Annotated in this window: 19 protein-coding genes; all 19 read right to left on the bottom strand. The window is 48.3% G+C overall.

Translation table 11 applies throughout. The features are described from left to right. Positions 1-36: 36 nt before the first annotated feature. Positions 37-699 carry a M15 family metallopeptidase gene (locus BW42_RS02690; protein ID WP_035407091.1) on the bottom strand — a complete coding sequence of 221 codons (663 nt, stop codon included), beginning with the start codon at positions 697-699 and terminating at the stop codon, positions 37-39. Beyond that, complete coding sequence (locus BW42_RS02685) at positions 699-1,958, bottom strand: lipid II:glycine glycyltransferase FemX (RefSeq protein WP_035407088.1); 1,260 nt, start codon at positions 1,956-1,958, stop codon at positions 699-701. The genes BW42_RS02690 and BW42_RS02685 overlap by 1 nt, the downstream gene beginning before the upstream one ends. Next, positions 1,955-3,418 carry a UDP-N-acetylmuramoyl-L-alanyl-D-glutamate--2,6-diaminopimelate ligase gene (locus tag BW42_RS02680; protein ID WP_035407085.1) on the bottom strand — a complete coding sequence of 488 codons (1,464 nt, stop codon included), beginning with the start codon at positions 3,416-3,418 and terminating at the stop codon, positions 1,955-1,957. Before BW42_RS02680 ends, BW42_RS02685 begins: the two co-directional genes overlap by 4 nt. Before the next feature lie 59 nt (positions 3,419-3,477). Next, entirely contained in the window at positions 3,478-4,710 is a 1,233-nt protein-coding gene (locus tag BW42_RS02675) for a pitrilysin family protein (RefSeq protein WP_035407082.1), read from the bottom strand. 74 nt (positions 4,711-4,784) lie between these two features. Further along, the gene (gene pnp / locus BW42_RS02670) at positions 4,785-7,004 is read right to left on the bottom strand and encodes a polyribonucleotide nucleotidyltransferase (protein ID WP_035407078.1); all 2,220 of its coding nucleotides are present in this window, start codon (positions 7,002-7,004) and stop codon (positions 4,785-4,787) included. A gap of 138 nt (positions 7,005-7,142) precedes the next feature. Next, positions 7,143-7,412, bottom strand: coding sequence for a 30S ribosomal protein S15 (gene rpsO, locus BW42_RS02665; protein WP_023468676.1), 270 nt, complete (start codon positions 7,410-7,412; stop codon positions 7,143-7,145). Between the two features lie 123 nt (positions 7,413-7,535). Continuing rightward, on the bottom strand, positions 7,536-8,465 hold the full coding sequence (locus tag BW42_RS02660) for a bifunctional riboflavin kinase/FAD synthetase (protein ID WP_035407075.1): 930 nt from the start codon (positions 8,463-8,465) through the stop codon (positions 7,536-7,538). 16 nt (positions 8,466-8,481) lie between these two features. After that, complete coding sequence (gene truB / locus BW42_RS02655; RefSeq protein ID WP_035407072.1) at positions 8,482-9,390, bottom strand: tRNA pseudouridine(55) synthase TruB; 909 nt, start codon at positions 9,388-9,390, stop codon at positions 8,482-8,484. A gap of 50 nt (positions 9,391-9,440) precedes the next feature. Further along, the gene (gene rbfA / locus BW42_RS02650) at positions 9,441-9,782 is read right to left on the bottom strand and encodes a 30S ribosome-binding factor RbfA (protein WP_035407069.1); all 342 of its coding nucleotides are present in this window, start codon (positions 9,780-9,782) and stop codon (positions 9,441-9,443) included. A gap of 39 nt (positions 9,783-9,821) precedes the next feature. After that, complete coding sequence (infB, locus tag BW42_RS02645) at positions 9,822-11,993, bottom strand: translation initiation factor IF-2 (RefSeq protein ID WP_035407064.1); 2,172 nt, start codon at positions 11,991-11,993, stop codon at positions 9,822-9,824. Between the two features lie 15 nt (positions 11,994-12,008). Further along, on the bottom strand, positions 12,009-12,311 hold the full coding sequence (locus tag BW42_RS02640; protein ID WP_023468681.1) for a YlxQ family RNA-binding protein: 303 nt from the start codon (positions 12,309-12,311) through the stop codon (positions 12,009-12,011). After that, entirely contained in the window at positions 12,304-12,573 is a 270-nt protein-coding gene (rnpM, locus tag BW42_RS02635; RefSeq protein WP_023468682.1) for an RNase P modulator RnpM, read from the bottom strand. Before rnpM ends, BW42_RS02640 begins: the two co-directional genes overlap by 8 nt. Before the next feature lie 3 nt (positions 12,574-12,576). Then, entirely contained in the window at positions 12,577-13,686 is a 1,110-nt protein-coding gene (gene nusA / locus BW42_RS02630; protein WP_023468683.1) for a transcription termination factor NusA, read from the bottom strand. A 17-nt stretch (positions 13,687-13,703) separates the two neighbouring features. Next, positions 13,704-14,171 (bottom strand): ribosome maturation factor RimP, encoded by a 468-nt coding sequence (gene rimP / locus BW42_RS02625; protein WP_023468684.1) that lies wholly within the window; start codon positions 14,169-14,171, stop codon positions 13,704-13,706. A 129-nt stretch (positions 14,172-14,300) separates the two neighbouring features. Further along, positions 14,301-18,572, bottom strand: coding sequence for a PolC-type DNA polymerase III (locus BW42_RS02620; RefSeq protein WP_197026226.1), 4,272 nt, complete (start codon positions 18,570-18,572; stop codon positions 14,301-14,303). Positions 18,573-18,719: 147 nt separating this feature from the next. Next, positions 18,720-20,420: a proline--tRNA ligase gene (locus tag BW42_RS02615; RefSeq protein ID WP_035407061.1), complete on the bottom strand. Its 1,701-nt coding sequence runs from the start codon at positions 20,418-20,420 to the stop codon at positions 18,720-18,722. Positions 20,421-20,454: 34 nt separating this feature from the next. Then, the gene (gene rseP, locus BW42_RS02610) at positions 20,455-21,696 is read right to left on the bottom strand and encodes an RIP metalloprotease RseP (protein ID WP_035407059.1); all 1,242 of its coding nucleotides are present in this window, start codon (positions 21,694-21,696) and stop codon (positions 20,455-20,457) included. Between the two features lie 14 nt (positions 21,697-21,710). Then, positions 21,711-22,865, bottom strand: a complete 1,155-nt coding sequence (locus tag BW42_RS02605) for a 1-deoxy-D-xylulose-5-phosphate reductoisomerase (protein WP_035407056.1) — start codon at positions 22,863-22,865, stop codon at positions 21,711-21,713. Between the two features lie 14 nt (positions 22,866-22,879). Then, positions 22,880-23,680, bottom strand: a complete 801-nt coding sequence (locus tag BW42_RS02600) for a phosphatidate cytidylyltransferase (RefSeq protein WP_035407053.1) — start codon at positions 23,678-23,680, stop codon at positions 22,880-22,882. Positions 23,681-23,685: the final 5 nt, after the last annotated feature.

Genomic DNA, 23,685 nt, shown 5'->3' with positions numbered 1-23,685 from the left:
GTCATTCCTGCCACATTACTCCAGGAATGACGTTAATCATGTATTCAACAAATCTTCGACTTCTTCTGTTCGTTTCGCTTTTTCCGAACGGCTTGGACGTTCACCAGCCTTCAGTTCGTCGAGCGAATACCCGAACGTCATCTCAAAATGAGGGTAATCGACGAATCGCTTCCAATCGCCTCCCCATTCAAAACCGAGTGCTTTCCCGATATCAGCGACTTCACGCCAATCACTTTTCCCTGACCGATTCCCATCATACTCAAGATCATACGAAATCTGTCCATTTACGAGTTGCACGAAATCAATTGCAAGTCCGTAGTTATGCATCGATTCACCGCCTCGTGCATTCGTGACGACTTCACCTGCCTCAGAACGCCCTTGTTCAAAAAGTGTGTTCTGTTGCTGGATCGAGCGGTACCCTTGCGTGATCTTGATATCAATATTGTAGCAAGAATGTGCAACACGGATCAGATCCTTTGCCCCTGCCTCGACAGCTGGATGGAGACGCTTCAGGTTCGCCTCGCTTGCATTGATCAAACGGTTTTCCCCTGCTACGTCTCGTGGGCAACTATCAATCCCGAGTTCCGGTTGGTCCATCAAAATCGTCGGCATCCGGTTCATGGATGCCGCAAGAAACAATCCAATCGCAAACATCGTCAATAAAAATACGATCCAACCGAAGATTGTTCCCCGTTTCATCAGCGGCGAAGCTTCTTCCGAAGTTTTTGTAGAATCGGTAACCCCGTCTCAAGCAACAGATAGAGCGGACGATTGAGTACATAATCAAACTCACCGATTTTTTCAATCATTCGGCTGCCCCACCCAGATTTAAAGGCATAGAGTCCCGCGTAATGATCATCCGGGTCGGTCGAACCACTGACTCCACCGAAGTCATAGGAGAGCGCACCATGTTCTTTCGCATATTGCATCATCGTCCATTGCATCAAATGGTTCGGCATGAATTCCCGGTACTCGTTCGATGAGGCTCCATATAAGTAATAGGAACGACGACCAGCAAGCGTCAAAAGACCACCAGACAGGATGACACCGTTTGGATGTTTGGCAGCAATCGTCATCAGTTCCGTTTTCGACTTCTCTGCTTTTTCGATTTGTGCTGTCGTCTGCTCCAAGCGATTGTTTAAGCTTTTTAGCTTCTTCTCAGCCGTCTCTTTCTCAAGCTGACGGTGAATCTTCGAGAGTTCCTTATCGGCTTGAAGTAATAAAGCTTCCGTATTCTCAAGAGCACGTACGACATCAAGTTTCGTCAAAAACAAGACCGCATCACCCTTTGGATGGAGATGATCATACAGATTCTCGAAATAATCCAGACCGCGGATCGAGAACCCATCCCGTTCGCCCGTCTCGACCATCAGCTTCGCAAATGTCTTGAGTCCTTCACGATCCGCTTGTTCGCATACGATCCCTTTGCGTTCAGCAAGACGGACGTTGTAGCGGAACTTCGAATGGAAACCGTCGAAGATCTCTTTTTCTGTTCCTTCAAGATTCGTCTCCATCGTAAAGCGTGGTTGCGCGTAGTCAAAACCGCCGCCAAAACCGTTATGTTTGAAGCCAAGTCCTTGCATCTCCTGTAACAGACCTGGATATTCTTCCCGCTCGACGTTCGGATCGAATTTAATCGCAATCGCCTTCTGTTGTTTTGCGACACGTATCGCTTCATCACGAAGAGCACGAAGTGCGTCCGTATCCGTATAATCGACGACGAAACCGCGCGGTGCATAACAAAGCGTGAACGGTAGCTTCGGTACTTTCTTAAACAAGAGCAGACCAACTCCGGCAATCTCACCAGTAGTTGTTCCGACCGCGATCCGTTCATGTGTCCATCCTGTCGCGCTTTTGACTTCTCCCCATGCTGGAAGCTGGAGTAAGTCGCCTTTTGGATGTGTTTTTACGAATGTTTCAAATTGATCTATGGTTACAACGATTGGTTGATAAGTCACTTCTGTTCCTCCATTTGCCGTATCATCTCTTTGACGATGACTTCCTCATCGAGAGGGATTTTCTCATCCCCAATGATTTGATATTTTTCATGACCTTTACCGGCTAAGATGACGATATTATCTGGTCGTGCGAGTCGTGCTGCATAACGCACGGCCTCTTCCCGATCACCGATTTCAACGAACTGATCGTGGGTCATCCCTTTGGCGATGCCGGATGTAATTGACTCATATGCTTCATATCGTGGATCATCCGTCGTGATGACGACGGTTCCTGCGTAGGTCGAAGCCAGTTCGCCCATCTTCGGTCGTTTCGTCACGTCGCGGTTTCCACCTGTCCCGATCAGGAAGACGATCTTTTCCTTCGGTACGTCAACGAGTGCTTTCAGACACTGTTCAATGCCGTCAGGAGTATGCGCGTAGTCGACATACACGTTATATCCTTCAATTGGTAAGCGTTGCATCCGACCTTTTGCCGGACGGATTGCTGAAATCGCTCCTGCAATCGTCGTTAGGTCGTATCCGCAAGACAAGAGGATCCCTGTCGCAAGCAACAGATTGTAGACGTTAAAGCGACCGATGAAATTCGCCGTGACGTCGACTTGTTCTTCTTTGTACATCATCGTGAACGTCGTTTGTTGAAGTGACTGTTCAATCGCCGTTGCTCGGAGGTCAGCTGCGTTGTCGATACCGTACGTCATGACACGAGCACCTGTCATCATTTCGTACAGTTCGCTCGTCGGATCATCGGCATTCAAGACCGCGACTTTCTCTGTCGACAGCCGTTGTCCGAGCTGTGCGAATAACAATCCTTTGGCACGCGCATAGTTCTCAAACGTTTTGTGAAAATCGAGGTGATCATGCGTCAGATTCGTGAATCCCGCAATGTCGTAATCGACACCCGTTACTCGACCAAGCTCTAGTCCATGCGAAGAGACTTCCATGATGACGTCTTGGACATCTTCTTTATGCATTTGATGCAAAAATGCTTGTAATTCGGAGCTTTGTGGTGTCGTATTGCGACTTGGTACGACGCGGTCACCAATCTTGACTTCGACCGTTCCGATGATACCCGTTTTCCGACCAAGGTGCGCTAATATATCACGGACAATCGTCGTCGTCGTCGTTTTCCCGTTCGTTCCTGTAATACCAATCATCCGCATCTTTTCAGAAGGATAATCATAGAATTTGCCAGCCAATTCGGCAATGGCACGTGATGTACTACGAACGAGAATGACAGGAATCGACACATTGACCGGTTGTTCCGCAACGATTGCGACCGCTCCTTGTGCTTCTGCCTGTTTGGCATAGTCGTGTCCATCAACAGTATACCCTTTGATGGCGACGAACAATGTTCCCGGTTTAACATCCCGTGAATCGGTCGTGATGGACGTGACGTCCACTTCTACCATTCGTTCGATTTTTTGCGTCTGTATGACTTGAATCAGTTCAGCTAAATTCAACGGTATTCCTTCTTTCTCGACATCGTCATTTCATATGTTTCATCTATTCCGTTCTGCTGTCATGCTTCCTCTTCCTGGTCTGCCGGAAGAATATAGGCCTTTGCCGGTTCCTCCGAAAAGATGTGCTCAATCAGCCCTTCGATGTCCGATGGACGAATTCGTTCTACATCCGCTAGTACTTCTTCGAGTGACGGGTGACGATGCAGATGCAACTCATTTCGGGCATTTCGGTTCATATGGCTCGATGTGCCTTCGTTTCCTAAAATCAGAGAACCTTTTAGCTGTTCAATGCCATCTTCGAGTTCCTTAGCGGATAGTCCGTCCCGCTTCAAGCGATCAATCTCAGCAGCGAGAACCTGTTCGACCTCTTCGACTGATTCCGGAGACGTACCGACATAAATCGTGAACGTGCCATGATCGTCAAACGTCGTGTAATAGGAAAAGACTGAATAAGCAAGACCGCGTTCCTCTCGGATTGATTGGAACAAGCGACTCGACATCGTCGCACCGAATGCATTGTTGAGTAAGGCGAGGGCAGGCAATCGTGGATCAGCAGAAGGAATCGCACGGAAATTATAACAAATATGTGCCTGTTCCGTATCCTTTTCCTTACGAATCACACCATTTTGTAACCTTGGTGACGCTGTCTCACGGGTCTTCGATCGTGATATGAGGATCGACATCCGCTCTTGAATCTGCGTAATCAACTCGTCTGAGACGTTTCCGGCAACGGAAATGACGATTTGATCCGGAGCATATGCTTCTTCGAGATACTGTTCAATCATTGTACGATCAATCCGAAGCACACTCTCTTCCGTTCCAAGAATCGGACGAGCCATGACATCCTCTCCGTAAGCCGCAACAGCTAATAACTCATGGACGAGATCATCTGGTGTGTCATCGTACATTTTAATCTCTTCAATGACGACCTTTTTCTCTTTTTCTAGTTCCTCCGCATCGAACGTCGATTCGAGGAACATGTCCGCCAACACTTGAAAGGCTTCACCTGCATGTTCATCTAATGTCTTGACGTAATAACACGTTTGATCCTTACTCGTGAACGCATTAATATTTCCACCAAGTCGGTCAAAATAAACCGCAATCTCTTTTGCCGTATGGCGTTTTGTTCCTTTGAACATCATATGCTCGATGAGATGACTGATACCATGCTCCTCGATCTGTTCCGTCCGACTTCCTGCTTGAATGAAGATTCCGGTCGCGACGCTGCGTGCTTCTGGCATCCGTTCAACGATTAGTCGAACCCCGTTTTCTAGTTGTATCCGTTCGATCATAGTAATTCCTCCAAATATAGGAAACAAGGTGGCTCTCGTTGCATTCTCTGCACCGTCGAGCCACCTTGGATTCATTAGTTACGACGTGGTGGACGTTGTCCGTCACGTGGTGGGCGTGAACCCTGATCCCGGCGTGGCGGGCGGTTCTCACGCTCTGTCTTTTTCTTTTCTTCGTATGCGGCACGGTCTTCTTCGCTTAATCCTTCGACGAGCAGGACTTTGTGCGACGCGTTAACGCGTCCTTTGTCATCGATTTCTGTGACACGGACTTTTAGCTTATCTCCAAGTTTAACGACATCTTCCGTTTGACCAACACGGTCAAGTGCGAGTTCCGAGATGTGGACGAGTGCGTCTTTTCCTTTGAACAATTCGACGAATGCACCGAATTTCTCAACGCGACGGACCGTTCCATCGAATTCTTCACCGACGACGACTTCACGGACGATATCTTCGATCAATTGACGGGCACGATCGATGCCAGCTTGATCCGTCGAAGCGATAAAGACTGTTCCGTCTTGATCGATGTCGATCTTAACGCCTGTCTCATCGATGATACCGTTGATGACTTTACCACCAGGTCCGATGACATCACGGATTTTATCTGGATTGATTTTAAGTGTGACGATTTTCGGCGCGTATTGCGACAATTCGACACGCGGTTCAGCAATGACAGATTGCATATGCTCAAGAATATGCAGACGACCAAGACGTGCTTGTTCAAGTGCTTCTTCAAGAATTTGACGCGTGATTCCGCCAATTTTCATATCCATTTGGAGAGCTGTGACACCTTCGTGAGTTCCAGCGACTTTAAAGTCCATATCTCCGAGATGATCTTCCATCCCTTGGATATCTGTCAAGATCGAGTAATTTTCGCCTTCCATGATCAAGCCCATCGCGATACCAGCGACAGGTGCTTTTAATGGAACACCCGCATCCATCATGGCAAGGATCGAACCACAGATGGAAGCCTGTGATGAAGAACCGTTCGACTCAAGCACTTCTGATACGAGACGAATCGTGTACGGGAAATCAACTTCATTCGGAAGAACTGGTAAAAGTGCGCGTTCTCCGAGTGCCCCGTGACCAATTTCACGACGACCTGGTGCACGCATCGGACGTGCTTCCCCAACTGAGAATGGTGGGAAGTTATAATGGTGCATGAAACGTTTCTCTTCCTTCAGACCAAGTCCATCAATGATTTGAGCGTCACCCGCAACACCAAGTGTCGCTACAGACAAGACTTGTGTCTGACCGCGTGTGAACAGACCTGAACCGTGTGCACGTGGCAAGAGACCGACTTCTGAATCAAGCGGACGGATCTCAGCAAGACCACGACCATCTGGACGAACTTTGTCTTCCGTGATGAGACGACGGACTTCGTCTTTGACGAACTTGTTGAGCACGCCTGATACTTCAGCCAGTTGCTCTGCTGTGACGGACTCGTCAGCTGCATACAACTCGATGTATTTTGCGATGACTTCGTTGATAGCAATGTCACGCGCTTGTTTTTCTTCAACTTGAACCGCTTGTGTGACTTCTGCTAATGCTTCTGCTTTCAGGCGATTGACGATTGTCTCATCGAAGCTTGATACCGTATATTCGAACTTCCCTTTACCGACTTGTGCGACGATTTCTTCTTGGAACGCGATCATTTCCTTGATGACATCGTGTCCAAGTAAAATCGCTTCAAGCATTGCTTGTTCCGATACTTCCTTCGCACCTGCTTCAACCATGTTGACGGCATGTTTTGTTCCAGCAACTTGAAGGTCGATGTCGCTGACTTCCATTTGCGCTGAAGTCGGGTTCACGACGAATTCTCCGTCGACGCGACCGATCGTCACACCTGCGATTGGACCGTCGAATGGAATATCCGAGATCGAAAGCGCAATCGAAGCCCCGATCATCGCAGCGACTTCTGGTGAATTGTCAGCATCTGACGAAAGAACCGTCGTCGCCACTTGTACGTCGTGACGGAAACCATCCGGGAATAATGGACGGATTGGACGGTCGATCAGACGCGAAGTCAAGATCGCGCTCTCTCCAGGACGTCCTTCACGTTTAAGGAATCCACCTGGGATTTTCCCTGCCGCATATAATTTTTCTTCATAGTTCACTGTTAATGGGAAGAAATCTAAGTCCTTTGGTTGTTTTGATGCAACGACCGTAGCAAGAACGGCTGTATCACCGTAGCGAATCAATGCTGCTCCGTTCGCTTGTTTTGCTAATTGACCGATTTCAATCGTTAATGGACGTCCACCGAGTTCGGTCGAAAACGTCTGTTTTGTTTGTGACATGCACAAATCTCCTCTCACTGCTATCCGTTTTTTCATTCAAATCTAATTATGTAGGTTCTTGCGCAAAAAGTCCATGAATCGGCAAAAAAAAGAAACAGGAGACGATGCTCCTGCTTCCCTACCTCGTTCTCGTCGGGATTAGCGACGGAGACCAAGACGCTCGATCAACGAACGGTAACGTGCAACATCCTTGTTACGAAGGTATGTGAGCAAGTTACGGCGACGACCGACCATTTTCAAGAGACCACGACGTGAGTGGTGATCCTTTTTGTGTGTACGTAAGTGATCGTTCAAAGTTGTGATCTGTTCAGTTAAAACAGCAACTTGTACTTCCGGCGAACCAGTATCGCCTTGTTTCGTAGCATATGCTTCGATGATTTCGTTTTTACGTTCTTTTGTGAGTGCCATTGTCACTCCACCTCCATCTTATGAATGACCGTATTCCCGAGCATCGGATGGTGAGACCAGATGCCAAGTGAATCGGCTGTACGTGATCGTACTGACCTATCATAACGAACCCTGTCCGTACTGTCAAACGCTTAATTGTACATTTGCTTCTTCGCGGTCCCGTGCCAATTGTTCTTTCAATTGATCGATACCGTTGAAGGCTTTTTCATCGCGTAAGTAAGCGATCCATTCAAGCGTCAATTCTTGACCATAAAGATCTTCATCAAAGTCAAGAAGATGCGTCTCGATACTGACGTCTCCCGTCTCATAGAACGTTGGGCGTCTCCCGACATTCGTCATCGCCTTGAACCGGCGACCGTCTGCTAAGCGAACGAATGTCGCATACACACCAAGTTTCGGAATGACGTAGGCGAATTCCGGTCGCATGTTGGCTGTCGGGAAACCGATTTGCCGTCCGCGTGCGTCACCGTGAATGATCGTGCCTTTGATTTGGTAGGGTTCTCCAAGCAAACGTGCAGCCGGTTCGACTTCTCCTGCAGCAAGTAAACGACGAATCCGGGTTGAGCTGATCTTTTCAGCTTCTTCTTGGAATTCTGCTACAACGGTATGCGTAAATGTGCCACGACTATGAAAATCAAGCGTCGCCATTTTGCCGGCTCCGAAGCGACCGTAGGAATAATCGAATCCAGCAACGACGTGTTCTGCTCCAGACGCAATCAGATATTCGTCGACGAAAGCTTGCGGTGATAATTCCGAGAAAGGAATCGTAAACTCAATCACATAAACACGATCGACACCAAGCTGCTCGAGTTTCTCTAATTTGCGTTCAAGCGGCGTGATGTAGTGGACTGGTTCATCCCCTTTACCAAGCACTTGTTTCGGATGGGGATCAAAGGTCATGACAGCCAAAGGCAGGCGACGAGCCTCCGCTTCTTTTAGTGCTGCTGCGATGACTTGCTGATGTCCGAGATGTACACCGTCAAAAAAGCCGAGTGCGATGACAGCAGGGTCTTTTTGAGGTTGTTCCGGATATGTTAAATGTATGATGTCCATGATGCTCTCTCCGATCTTAATCGATTTGTAGCATGACCTCAACGCGTGCTACCTGTTCTTCTGGAAGACGTCGATATAGCGCTAAAGGTACGTCTTCTTCATTATAGACAGTAAACAGCTCGAATTCGACTGGAATGCTTGTCAGCTTTGCTCCGTTCAACACACGCTGTGCAGTCGACGCATCGACCGTCAAGCGTGGCCATTTTTGGATGACGTGTTCAATCGGTAGAACGTGTTGCATCCGTTCTTCGACCGTCTCATACGATTCGAGTGTCTCAAGAGTCACTGTATCCGTCTCAGCAATCGCACCAGAGCCTGTCCGGCGTAGTTCACTCATGTGTGCCGCGTAACCAAGTCGTTCTCCGATTTCTACTGCTAATGTCCGAATATACGTTCCTTTTCCACAAGCGATATCAAGACGGAAACGACAAAGACCACCTTCGAACACAAGGTCTGATGTCCGTTCTAATCGATCGATGCGGACGATTCGTGTCGGTCGTTCGACTTCAATGCCTTTTCGGGCATATTCATATAATTTTTTCCCATTCACTTTAACAGCTGAATAATACGGTGGCGTCTGCTCGATCTCTCCTGTCAATTGAGTCAAGATGTCCTCAATTGCTTCCTCGGTAATAGTTCCCGGTTCAACCGCTGTTTCGCGAACTGTTTCCCCGTGCGCATCTTCCGTTGTCGTTGCAAAGCCAATCGTCACTTCCGCCGCGTAGCGCTTTCCTTCATCTGTGATGAAGCGGGCAAGCTTCGTCGCTCGACCGAGACAAATCGGTAAGACACCCGTTACTTCCGGATCAAGCGTACCAGTATGTCCGACTTTTTTCGTTTGAAACAAGCGACGTAGACGAAAGACGCAATCATGACTCGTCATACCCGCTGGTTTATCTAACGGTAATACTCCGATGGGTTCCACGTTATTTCCTCCTTGAAAAAAGGCAACCACACACGTGGTTGCCTTAGATGTTAATCTTTGTTCAAATTCCGAAGCAACTCATCAATGCGTGATCCGTATTCGACAGAAGAATCGACCTCGAACAATAGTTCAGGTGTTTTCCGTAGACGAATCCGCGATCCGATTTCCTTGCGCATGAAGCCTTTTGATCTTTCGAGACCGATGCGCGCATCCTCACGTGCTTTTTCGTCACCGAGGACCGAGTAGAAGATCGTCGCTTGTTGTAAGTCTCCTGTCACTTCGACACCTGTGACGGTAATCGTCTTGACGCGAGGATCCTTGACATCTTTGATGAGCAATTGCGTAATTTCCTTACGCATCTGTTCGGCGACACGATTCGAGCGTAAACTCATAGTTATTCCCTCCAGTTCGGAAGAATGGATTCCGTTCTGTTACTTCCGTTTGACTTCTTCCATGATGAACGCTTCGATGACATCATCGACTTTGATATCATCATATTTTTCAATCTTAATTCCACACTCATAGCCAGTAGCGACTTCTTTGACATCATCTTTGAAACGACGAAGTGTATCGAGTTTTCCTTCGTAGATGACGATACTGTCACGAACGACACGGACGCCTGCATCACGCGTCAACTTACCTTCTGTGACATATCCACCTGCGATCGTACCGACTTTCGATACTTTGATGACATCGCGGACTTCAGCTTGACCGATGATTTTTTCAACGAATTCAGGATCAAGAAGACCTTTCATCGCTTGCTCGATTTCTTCGATTGCGTTATAGATGATCCGGTGAAGACGAATTTCGACTTTCTCCTGATCCGCCATTGATTTCGCGTTACCATCCGGACGAACGTTGAATCCGATGATGATCGCATTCGCTGCCGAAGCAAGGATGACGTCACCTTCCGTGATGGCACCGACACCTGAGTGTACGATGTTAATTTTAACACCTTCGACATCAATTTTCTTCAATGAACCGGCTAAGGCTTCAACTGAACCTTGTACGTCACCTTTGATGATGATGTTGAGGTCCTTGACTTCGCCTTCTTTAATACGATCGAAGAGATCTTCTAAGCTGACTTTCGCCGAATCACGACGTTGTGCTTCGATTTCACGCTGGTAACGCGCTTCACCGATTTGGCGGGCTTTTTTCTCATCTTCGAATGCGAAGAATTGATCGCCTGCTTTCGGTACGTCGTTCAAACCTGTGATTTCGATTGGCGTCGATGGTCCAACTTCTTTAACACGACGACCGATATCGTTGACCATTGCCCGGATACGACCGAACGTGTGACCGACAACGATTGGATCCCCAACACGAAGTGTCCCGTGTTGTACGAGAAGCGTCGCGACTGGACCGCGTCCTTTATCGAGTTTCGCCTCGATGACTGTTCCGCGACCGTTCATTTCTGGTGTTGATTTGTATTCTTGTACTTCTGAAACGAGAAGAATCATTTCGAGCAATTCATCAATGCCGTCACCTTTAAGTGCTGAAACGGGTACGAAGATCGTATCGCCACCCCAGTCCTCTGCAACGAGTTCGAACTCTGTCAATTCTTGTTTGACACGGTCTGGGTTTGCGCCTTCTTTATCCATCTTGTTGACAGCAACGATGATTGGAACGCCAGCTGCTTTCGCGTGGCTGATCGCTTCTTCTGTCTGTGGCATGACACCGTCATCCGCTGCAACGACGATGATCGCGATATCCGTGACATCTGCTCCACGTGCACGCATCGTCGTGAACGCCGCGTGACCTGGTGTATCGAGGAACGTGATTTTCTTGCCGTCGATCTCAACTTGGTAAGCACCGATGTGCTGTGTGATCCCGCCAGCTTCGCCTGCAGTAACCTTCGTGTTACGGATCGAATCGAGCAATGTCGTTTTACCGTGGTCAACGTGTCCCATGATCGTAACGACCGGTGGACGCTCAGACAATTCGTACTGGTCGAGATTCAATTCGTACTGATCAAAGTCCGTCTCATCGACTTGGACTGTCTTCTCGACTTCAAAGCCGAACTCTGTCGCGAGAAGTTCCACTGTCTCGTCATCAAGATCTTGGTTGATGTTCGCCATGACACCGAGACCCATCAATTTCATGATCAGTTCATTCGGTTTTTTCGCCATTTTTTCAGCGAGTTCACCGACTGTCAAGTTGTCAGAGTATTGAACGACGTTTGCCATCGCCTCTTCTTGTGCACGGCGAGCAGCTTTACGTTGACTTGACTTCGAGTTCGGATCCGCTACTTCAAGTTTACGCGGTTCTGCTTTCTTTTGGTTCGGACGACGTTTGCCGCCACGGTTGTTACGGTTGCCGAATTCTGGGCGTCCGCCTTTGCTATTACGTGATTGGTTACCTGCTGGTTTGTTTGTACTTCCTGGTCGGTTCGGTTTATTATCTGATTTCACTTGTTTTGGAGCCTCCGTCTTTTGAGCCCGATATTTCTCGGGATTAAATACTTGATCGAGTTGCTGTACTGTCTGTTCATCTAATACTGCCATATGATTCTTGACTGGTTTCTCCAGCTTTTCAAGCTGGGTGATGACCTGCTTACTTGTTACATTTTGTTCCTTGGCGAATTCGTATACACGTTTACCCAAAGGATCCACCTCCAATTAGTCGTTCGAGAGGAGTTCAGTTAGCTTTTTCGCAAATCCGGCTTCATTGACTGACACGACAACACGCGCATCCTTTCCTAATGCTTGACCGAGAATCGTACGGTCGGCGACTTCTAGGTAAGGAACCTGATAACTCGTACATTTATCTGTGACTTTCTTACGCGTGGCAGCCCCCGCATCTGCTGCTAAAAGAACAAGCTTCGCTTGCCCTCCTCGTACTTCTTTCAGTACGAGTTCTTCTCCCGTCGTCACTTTTCTAGCTCGATTCGCGAGACCGAGAAGGGATTCCCATTTACTCATTTGTACCTCCCGCGATTTCAAGCAATTCATCGTATAAGGCATCTGTCGTCTTGACCTTTAAATGATGATCAAGCGTCCGTTTTTTCTTCGCCGTCGCAATGACTGCCGCATCTTTCGATAAATAGGCACCTCGCCCATTCATCTTACCATTTAAATCGATGACGACCTCTTGTTCAGGTGTCCGGACGACACGAATTAATTCTTTTTTCGGTTTCATTTCTTGTGTGATGACACACTTACGTAATGGTACCTTTTTTTGCACGAATTATTCCTCGCCTTCGACTTGGACCGCTTCTACTGCCGGCTCTTCCGTCGCGAAGACATCTTCGAGATCCATCGCTTCCGCTTCAGACTCGCTCTTGATGTCGATTTTCCATCCTGTCAATTTCGCTGCGAGACGTGCGTTTTGACCACGTTTCCCGATTGCAAGCGACAGTTGGAAATCTGGAACGACGACGATTGTCGCTTTCGCTGGTTCGTTGACATAGACCGCAACGACTTGAGCTGGGCTGAGTGCGTTCGCGACATATTCTTTCGGATCATCCGAGTAACGAACGATATCGATTTTTTCCCCGTTCAAATCATTGACGATGCGTTGAACACGCGCCCCTTTTTGTCCGACACATGCACCGACTGGATCGATGTCGTCCGCTGCGACTGCGATTTTCGAACGGTCGCCCGCTTCACGCGCCACAGACTTGACTTCGACTTCGCCACTTGAAATCTCTGGTACTTCGATTTCAAAGAGACGTTTTAAGAGACCTGGATGTGTCCGTGATACGAGAATTGATGCTCCTGATCCTTTGACCATCGGATCAACCTTCGTGACGTACACCTTGATGCGATCACGAATCCCGAAACGCTCGTTCGGCATTTGCTCGTGTGTCGTCAAGACAGCTTCGATACCTTCTAGGTTGACGTACAAGTTGCGTGCATCTTGACGCTCGACGATACCCGTCATGATCTCGTCTTCACGATCCGCGAAGTGATTGTAAATGCGTTCGCGTTCTGCTTCACGCATTTTTTGTGTGACGATTTGTTTTGCTGTTTGTGCCGCAACGCGACCAAAATCGCCTGGCGTCACTTCGACTTTATGGAAATCGCCGAGTTCATATGTCGGATCGATTTCGTGCGCCTCTTCAAGCGAGAGTTGTTCCTCTGGTTGCGTCAATCGTTCGACGACTTCCTTGAGCGCGAAGACACGAATGTCTCCTGTCTGCTGGTCGAATTCGACCTTTACAGCCTCCGACTCTTTTCCGAAGTTGCGTCGGTACGCTGAAATCAATGCCTGTTCGAGCGCATCGATGATGATGTTCTTGTCAATTTCCTTCTCTTTCGCGATTTGATTGATCGCCTCGAGTAACTGTGGTCCCATCGTTCTCTTCCTTTCCGTCAGAACATTACCGCAAGTCGCGCAAGTGAAATCTTGTCGACCGGTATCTCAATTTTCAATTTTCTTGTTTTGACACGCACTTCGATTTCAAGCATCTCAGGTGTGTACGCGAGCAACGTTCCTTCGAATTCAACCGCATTCTTTACTGGATCGTGCGTTTTGATGTACACATGTTTCCCAATCGCCTTTTCGAAGTCCTCGTCTTTCTTCAGTGGACGTTCCGCTCCTGGACTAGCGACGTCGAGGTAATACGGCTCGTCGATCGGATCATTGTCATTCAATGCTTCCGATAACTGTTCATTGATTTTGACGCAGTCTTCAAGATCTACGCCACCCTCTTTGTCGATGGAGACACGTAGGAACCAATCCGCCCCTTCTTTGACGAATTCAACGTCGACTAGCTCCATCCCCTCTCGTTCGACGATTGGTTTTGCGAGCGCTTCGACCTTTTCCGTTACGTTCGTCATCTTCATCCTCCTTCAAAAAACAAACAAGAAAGGAGCAGGTCCCCCTACTCCTTCCAAGTCGTAGTATAAAAAACATTTCCTCACTCAATATAGCATAGGAAAGCGCTCAAAGCAAGTGTTCCTAAGGGCTTACAAGTCGAACAAGGAGAGCTGATTCTCGTCTGGTAACCCTTCGAGACAGCCTAGGTTATCGAGCGTCTCGATGATCGATTTCGACAATTTGGCGCGTTTTTGGAGGTCTTCCTTCGAGAGGAATTCGCCGCCTTTACGTGCTTCGACGATTTGCTTCGCAGCATTCGTCCCTAGACCTGTCACGGCGTTAAAAGGTGGTAACAACGTATCCCCGTCAATGAGGAATTCCGTTGCACTCGAGCGATAGAGATCGACCTTTTGGAACGTAAAGCCGCGTTCGATCATCTCAAGCGCGATTTCAAGAACCGTGTACAATCCCTTATCCTTCGCCGTCGCTTCGAAACCTTTGTCCTTGATGTCTTGCAAGACTTTCCGAACGGCAGCAGAGCCCTTATTCATCGCACCGATATCAAAATCACCCGCACGTACCGTAAAGTACGAAGCGTAGTAATACATCGGATGATGGACTTTATAATAGGCAATCCGGACAGCCATCAAGACGTAGGCAGCAGCATGGGCTTTCGGGAACATGTACTTGATTTTCTTACAAGAATCGATATACCAGAGTGGCACATCGTTCTCAATCATCGCCTCTTCCATGTCAATCGAGAGTCCTTTCCCTTTACGGACCGACTCCATGATTTTAAAGGCAAGTGACGGTTCAAGACCGGCGTAGATCAAGTAGACCATGATGTCATCTCGACAACCGATGACATCTTTTAGTTCACACGTTCCGTTGTAGATCAATTCGCTGGCGTTTCCAAGCCAGACATCCGTTCCGTGCGAGAGTCCTGAAATCTGAACGAGCTCTGAGAACGTCGTCGGTTTCGTCTCCTCTAACATTTGGCGAACGAACTTCGTCCCAAACTCCGGAATACCGAGCGTTCCGGTTTTTGAATCAATCTGTTCCGGCGTCACACCGATCGATTCCGTCGAACTGAAGATTTTCATCACTTCTGGATCATCGACGGGAATCGTCTTCGGATCACGTCCCGATAAATCCTGTAGCATCCGGATCATCGTCGGATCATCGTGACCGAGGATATCGAGTTTGAGTAAGTTATCGTGAATCGAATGGAAGTCGAAGTGTGTCGTCTTCCATTCAGAACCCATATCGTCTGCCGGATACTGAATCGGACTGATATCATAGATATCCATGTAGTCCGGTACGACGATGATCCCTCCCGGGTGTTGACCAGTCGTCCGTTTGACGCCAGTGACACCACTGACAAGACGATCGACTTCCGCATTCCGATATGTCAGCTCATTCTCTGACTGATACCCTTTGACATAGCCATACGCCGTCTTCTCAGCGATCGTACCGATTGTTCCGGCACGGTAGACGTAATCGTCACCGAACAAGACTTTCGTATAGGCGTGTGCTTGCGGCTGGTATTCTCCACTGAAGTTCAAATCGATATCCGGTACCTTATCCCCTTTAAATCCAAGGAACGTTTCAAACGGAATATCATGACCATCCTTGAACAATGGGATATCACATTTCGAACAGGACTTATCCGGCAAATCGAATCCAGAACCAACGGAACCATCATCAAAGAACTCCGATTCCTTACAATTCGGACAGACATAGTGTGGCGGCAATGGATTGACTTCCGTGATCTCCGTCATCGTCGCAACGAGACTTGATCCGACCGACCCCCGTGAACCGACCAAATAGCCGTCGTCGAGTGATTTTTTTACGAGTTTATGGGAAATCAAATAGATGACAGCGAATCCGTGACCGATAATCGACTTCAACTCTTTTTCGAGTCGGGCTTCGACGATCTCCGGTAACGTCTCGCCGTAAATCCGGTGCGCCATATCGTACGACAAATTCCGAACTTCTTCGTCTGCCCCTTCGATCTTCGGTGTATAAAGATCTTTTGGAATGATATCGATGTTCTCGAACTGTTCCGCGACGGCTTGACTGTTCGTGATGACGAGACGTTCCGACACATCCGGTCCGAGGAACTTAAAGTCGTCCATCATTTCCTTCGTCGTCCGGAAATGCGCCGGTGGCAATTGTTTTCGCATGTTCAGCATGTTCGCTCCACCTTGCGTCCGGATCAAAATTTCTCGATACGTGGCGTCATGTTGATCGAGATAATGTACGTTACCAGTCGCGACTGGTAAGATGTCATGTTCTTCCGCGACACGGATGATCTTTTTGATCAGTTCGCGCAGTTCAAGTTCATTCTGAACGATTTCCCGTTCGATCAAATGACCATACATCGCGGGTGGTTGAATCTCGATGAAATCATAGAATTGCATCACTTTTGCTAAATCTTCGTCCGACTTATTCAAGGCGGCATCAAATACCTCGCCGTTATCACAAGCTGACCCGATGATCAATCCATCCCGATGTGCGATGAGTTGCGAGCGTGGTGTCCGCACGACACGGTGCACGTGTTTTGTGTGAGCAATCGAAATCAATTGGTACAGATTCTTCAAGCCCGTCCGGTTCTTCGCATAGACCGTCGCGTGGTATGGTCGTGCCCGCGAGATATCTTTTCCCATCTCTCGGTTGAGTGAGGCATGTGTCTTCATGTTGAACATCTCATCTGCCATTTGAAGCAACTTGACCATCAAATAGCCTGTCGCTTCCGCATCATAAATGGCGCGGTGATGCTGCGTCAATTCGATGTCAAATCGTTTCGCGAGTGTGTTCAACCGGTGGTTTTTAAGTGTCGGCATCAGGACACGGGCTAACTCAAGCGTATCAATGACCGGTAAGACTGATTCATCGTGACCACCAGACCGGAGTGTCGCATTCAAGAATCCAATATCAAACGAGGCATTGTGGGCAACGAGAATCGAGTCGCCGACCCAGTCCATGAATTCCTTGACGACTTGTTCCGGGTCTGGTTTTCCCCGGACCATATCATCGGTAATCCCTGTCAAGTCAATCGTCGTCGCCGACAATAGATGCTTCGGATCCGCGAATGCTTCGAATTTATCGATGATATCACCATCGTGGATTTTAACAGCTGCAAGTTCGATGATCTTGTTGTACATCGCCGATAAACCAGTTGTCTCGACGTCAAAGACGACGAATGTCGCGTCATCCAAATTGCGCTCCACCGGATGGTAGGCGACTTGCACCCCGTCATTGACGACGTTTGCTTCAATTCCGTACAGTACCTTGATATCGTTTTTCTTTCCGGCATAGTAGGCATCCGGAAAACTTTGTGCACCGGCGTGATCCGTGATCGCGACAGCAGGGTGACCCCATTTTGCGGCACGCTCGACGTATTTTGTCACGTTCATGACGGCGTCCATCTGGCTCATTTGCGAGTGCGCATGTAACTCGACGCGTTTCTCGCCTGCCCAAGGGTCAGCAGGGGCTTCCATCTTCACTTCTGACAGTTGGGCAATCATCATACAGAGATCGCGCAGGAACGTATCGAACTCGACACGACCTGCTGCTTGAATCCACATGCCTTTTTTGATGGCTGAGAGGATTTTGACGTCTGTTTCGTCACGCGCAAACATTTTGACGACGAGCGAGTCCGTATAATCTGTCATCTTGAACGTAAAAATTGTCTTCCCACTTCGTAGTTCACGACTCTCAGCTGAGAAAACAAGACCACGGATCGCAATCCGTCGTTCCTCATCTTGAATCGTCTTGATCGGAACGATCTCATCTTGAATTGGTTTCCCGATCCGGATTTCGACAGGGCCATCATCGTCATCTCGCGATTGTTCCCGTTTGAATTGCAACTCGAGCATCCGTTTTGCTTCTTCCATGTCTTCCTGTTTCACCTGATTTCGCAACGCTTCTTGTTTCGATTCGTTGATCTGAACAATCGGTTCACAGTTGAATTTTGGGAATCCGTAAGCACTATAGAGTAATTGTAATTCCCCACATAAGCTACTCTTTAAGAAACCTGCTTCCGGTTCACTTCGGACCGGAATGAATAGTTTCTGTTCTTTAAACTCCGGTAAGACACGCCCGAGTTGTGTCCGCATTGCCGATGAGACATCTGCGAGATCCTGCACGACATATGGCCAGTAATCATGATACATCCGTTCATCTGGACGGCTATCTGCGTGTAATATGATTTTGACTTCGGCAAATTGCTGATACCGACTTGTCAAACGACTCGTAAAGAGTTGATAGACGTTTTGGGGTAAAACATGTGGCAAGCGAATTTCAAATGTCCAGGTTGCCTTTGCTTTATTGACGCGAAGCTTCTCGAGAACTGCTTCGTGAAAGTATTCTTCAATGATACCGTTCGGTAATTCCAAGTCACTGAGCAACAGTGACATGCGTTGTTGTGTATCCACTCGCAATTGTGCTGTCTGATCGCTTCACACCGTGACAGCAACTCCTCCTCCTCTTGCGGATTGCCCAAGGGGCGAATGGGTGTGAGACAAGAAAACAGTCACTTTATGAAAAGTGACCGTCTCCATTCTTTATTCTAAACCTTCATAGAGTGAACGAACAGCCTCAACGACTTGTTCCTGTCCAACTTCTTCTGCATCGCCACCACGACGGGCTTTTAATTCGACGATTCCTTCTGTCGCTTTTTTCCCGACGTTCAAGCGAACCGGTAGACCGATCAAATCAGCATCAGCGAACTTGACACCTGCTCGTTCTTTCCGGTCGTCAAGCAAGACGCTGAATCCTGCAGCCGTCAACTCACGGTATAGTGTCTCTCCGAGTTCGAGTTGTTCTGCATTTTTACCGTTGACGACGATTAAATGAACATCGTATGGCGCGATTGCTTTTGGCCAAATGATTCCACGCTCATCATAATGTTGTTCAACGACTGCCGACAATGTCCGCGAGACACCAATGCCGTAACAACCCATGATGAGAGGTTGTGCTTTACCGCCCTCGTCGAGGAACGTCGCTCCCATTCCTTCTGAGTAACGTGTTCCGAGTTTGAAGACTTGACCGACTTCAATCCCGCGAGCGAACTTGACTTGACCGTTACCGTCTGGTGACGCGTCACCTTCTTCTGCGAAGCGCAAGTCTGTATATTCTGCTTCGAAATCACGGCTTGGGTCGACATGGATATAATGCGTTTCCGCTTTATTTGCACCACAGACAGCGTTCGTCAAGGCACGAATCGCGTAGTCCGCGACGACCTTCATATCTGCCCCGATTGGTCCAAGTGTTCCAGGCGTTGAGTGAAGCGCTGCTTCAATCTCTTCGTCGCTCGCCATCGTGATGTCGAGTGCACCGAGATAGTTTTTCAACTTGATATCGTTGACTTCGTGATCGCCCCGGACGAGTGCCATGACAAGCCCTTGCTCCGTCTTGAAGATGACGGTCTTGATTGATTCGTTTGCTGGTAAATTCAAATGTGCGCTGACCGCTTCGATCGTCTTCGCATCTGCCGTATGCACTTCTTCAAGTGCTTCTGGTGCTTTGTCTTGCTTCGGATAGGCATCGATCGACTCTGCCATCTCTAAGTTTGCCGCATAGTCCGACTGATCCGAATAGACGATCGTATCTTCACCGATTGCTGCTAACGCATGGAACTCATGTGTTCCACTACCACCTATCGCACCTGAGTCAGCGACGACTGGACGGAACTCAAGACCGACACGTGTGAAAATCCGCGAATACGTATCAAACATGTTTTGATACTCTTCGTCTAAGCTCTCTTGTGACGAGTGGAACGAGTAAGCATCTTTCATGATAAACTCACGACCACGTAATAAACCGAAACGTGGACGACGTTCGTCACGGTACTTCATTTGAATCTGGAAGAGATTGACCGGTAACTTTTTGTACGAGTTCAATTCATCACGAACGATCGAAGTGATCAGTTCCTCGTGTGTCGCACCGAGCGCGAACCGGCGATCATGACGATCCGTCAAGCGCATTAATTCAGGTCCATAGATATCCCAGCGTCCTGTTTCTTCCCATAGTTCAGCTGGTTGAATCGCTGGCATCAGTAATTCTTGCGCACCCGCCGCTTCTAATTCCTCGCGGATGATCGTCTCGATGTTTGCGAGTACTCGTTTTGCGAGTGGTAGATACGAATAGATCCCAGCGGCATTTTGACGCATGAATCCTGCACGAAGCAAGAGTTGGTGACTGATGGCTTCTGCATCAGATGGTACTTCACGCAACGTTGGCATGAATAGTTTTGATTGTTTCATAATGAGTCACGAACTCCTTTGACTGAGTGATTAATTAAAAGAATTTTTGAATGTCGTTCCAAGTGACGACGAGCATGAGTAGCATCAAAAGCGCGAAACCGACGAAGTGAACCAATCCTTCTTTTTGAGGATCAACTGGTTTACCGCGTAAGGCTTCAAGGAAGAGGAACAACAGTCGTCCTCCGTCAAGTGCTGGAAGTGGCAATAAGTTGAAGACTGCTAAGTTGACGGACAACAATGCTGTCCATGTCAATAGCATCGAGAACCCACTATCTGCGACCTGATCGGTCATTTTGACGATCCCGACTGGTCCTGATAATTGATCGACGCCGACGACACCCGTCACGAGATCTCCAACAGCTCCGACAATGAGCGTCGACATCCGCCATGTTTCTGAAACTCCGGTTTGGAGTGCTGTCCCGAATGATTTTTCTGTCTCATTCGTGACGCCGATGATGCCGACCTTCTGTTCTCCTTGCTGTTGTACTTTTGGCGTAATTTGTGTTGTCGTTTCTTTCCCATCACGTTCGTATTTCACTTCTGTCGCTTTACCGGCACGATCTTGGAATCCAGCACGTAAATCAGTCCATTTGGCTGTATCCTGACCGTTGACCGAGACAATCCGGTCACCTTCAACAAGTCCAGCTTGATCGGCCGGAGAACCCTTTTGAACTGTTCCGATGACGCTGTCCCCCGTTGGAGAGCCATTATATAAGGCAAGACCGAACAGGATAACGAACGCGAGGACAAAGTTCATGAACGGTCCTGCAGCGATCGCAAGGACGCGCTTCCATACGGATTTCGAACCGAATGTACGATCGTACGGTGCAATTTGTGTCCGTGTCTGACCTTCAACGAGAAATGCTGTCGGTGAAACGGGGTAGCGAACCGATGTCTCGTCTTGTAATCCAACGAGTTCGAGTTGACGCAATAAGTCAATCCGTTCGACAGTAACGACTTGGTCGACTTGTGGCCGATCCGCATCGAAATAAATCGTCTCGATGACGCCGTCCTTTAACTGTAATCCGACGGTTTGACCTGATTTGATCTCAACGAGTTCCGGTTCTTCACCCGCCATCTTGACGTAACCGCCGATTGGCAACAGACGTACCGTATACAACGTCTCATTCTTAAACACTGAAAAGATCTTCGGTCCAAATCCAATCGCGAATTCCCGACAGAGAATACCTGCCCGTTTCGCCATCACGAGATGACCCCATTCATGGACGGCGACGAGTACACCGAACATCAGCACGATTGAAATAAAGGTCGTCATTACTTATCCCATCCTTAGTTAGCGAATGTAAGAGACGATACGAACTCACGCGCCCATCGATCAGCCTCAAGGATTTGATCCAAGGAAGGCTCCTCGATAAGTTCATGAGCTTGAAGCGCCGCCTCAACGCTCGCTTCGATTTCTAAAAAGCGAATGTCTCCTTTTAAGAAGCGATCCACCGCTTGTTCGTTCGCAGCATTGAGTACTGATGGCATCGATCCGCCGGCTTGACCTGCTTCAAAAGCAAGTCGCAACAACGGATAACGCTCAAATGAAGCATCAGCAAAGTGTAGGCGTCCGATTTCCTTTAAGTTTAACCGTTCTCCCCCTTGAATTTCAAGGCGGGACGGATATGTAAGAGCGTACTGAATCGGTTCTCGCATGTCAGGCATACCAAGTTGTGCCATGACCGCACCATCGTTGAATTCGACCATCGAGTGGATGATGGATTCACGGTGAATGACGACATCGATATCTGCATAATCGACATCAAATAACCAATGTGCTTCAATGACTTCGAACCCTTTGTTCATCATTGTCGCAGAATCAATCGTGATTTTTGCTCCCATCGACCAGTTTGGATGCGCTAGTGCTTGTTCGACCGTAACATTCGCTAACTCATCCCGCGTTTGGTCGCGGAAGCTACCACCTGAAGCCGTCAAGATGATTTGACGCACATCTTCACGACGTTCCCCGTTTAAGCATTGGAAAATCGCCGCATGTTCACTGTCAACTGGTAAGATCGTCACGTTTTTCTCACGTGCCAACTTCATGACAAGATGACCTGCCGTGACGAGTGTCTCCTTATTCGCAAGACCAATCGTCTTACCCGCCTCGATTGCAGCAAGCGTTGGACGTAAGCCAACAGCTCCTACGACCGCTGTAATGACCGTATCGACTTCGGGATGCGTCACGACATCAAGCAATTTTTCTTCACCGACAACGATCGTTGGCTGATAAGTCAAGTGTTGCTCGAGTTCTTGACGTGTCGTCTCATCTTGGACGCCGACAAGCATCGGTTGCAGACGGTTCAACCACGGTATGGCGACCGTCGTGTTTCGACCAAATGCAAAACTCGTCAATTCAAAAAGGTCTGGATTAGCCGCAATGACATCGAGCGTCTGCGTACCAATCGATCCTGTACCACCGATGATACTGATTTTCTTCATAATGAAGTGCCTCCTCAAGCAAAGATATCAAGTACGACGAGGACCGTAAAGACGATCATCATGCTGTCGAACCGATCTAGAATACCACCATGACCCGGTAGTAACGTTCCAGAATCTTTCACACCATAATGGCGTTTGTAAGCAGACTGGACCAAGTCACCAAGTTGCCCAACGACGGCAACGATGATGGCAAGGACAATGACTTTCCCAAAACCGACTGTCGGTTCGATACCTTCAAATACGACACCGAGTAAGATGGCAAGCAGTACGCCACCGACTGCCCCTTCGATCGTTTTGTTGGGACTGATCGACGGCCACAGTTTATTCTTACCGAATCGTTTCCCGACGAAGTAAGCGCCTGAATCCGTGAACCAGATCAAGAGGATAATCAACAGTGACCACGTTAATCCGTGTTCGAGTAAGCGGATATAGGCGAATGATGCAAAACCGACACCGACATACACGGCCGTCAGCAGTAAAAACGCAACATCATCGAACGTAAAGACATTTTTTGAGAATACGTTCCAGAAGAGACCGATCAATAAAATGATCATTGCCCAAGCGATTGGCGAAAGTCCGATCGGAAGCGTCTGATCGACTGCTTCTTCATAAATACCAACGAAAGGCAATAACGTCCCAATACCAAACAGAATCCGAGGAACGCGTGAGCCGCTCCATTGTCGCATCCGAACGAGCTCGGTATATCCGAGAAGCGTTAAGATTGCCATAAATGCTAAAAAGGGAAGTCCGCCGAGATACAGAAGTGCCAAAAAGATAGCACCAGCCCATATCCCTGTGATGATTCGAGTTTTCATAAGCT

The sequence above is a fragment of the Exiguobacterium sp. RIT341 genome (genome assembly GCF_000632205.1).
Classification (GTDB): Bacteria; Bacillota; Bacilli; order Exiguobacteriales; family Exiguobacteriaceae; genus Exiguobacterium_A.
Note: the sequence above shows the minus strand (reverse complement) of the source record. Positions and strands in the feature narration are given on the sequence as shown.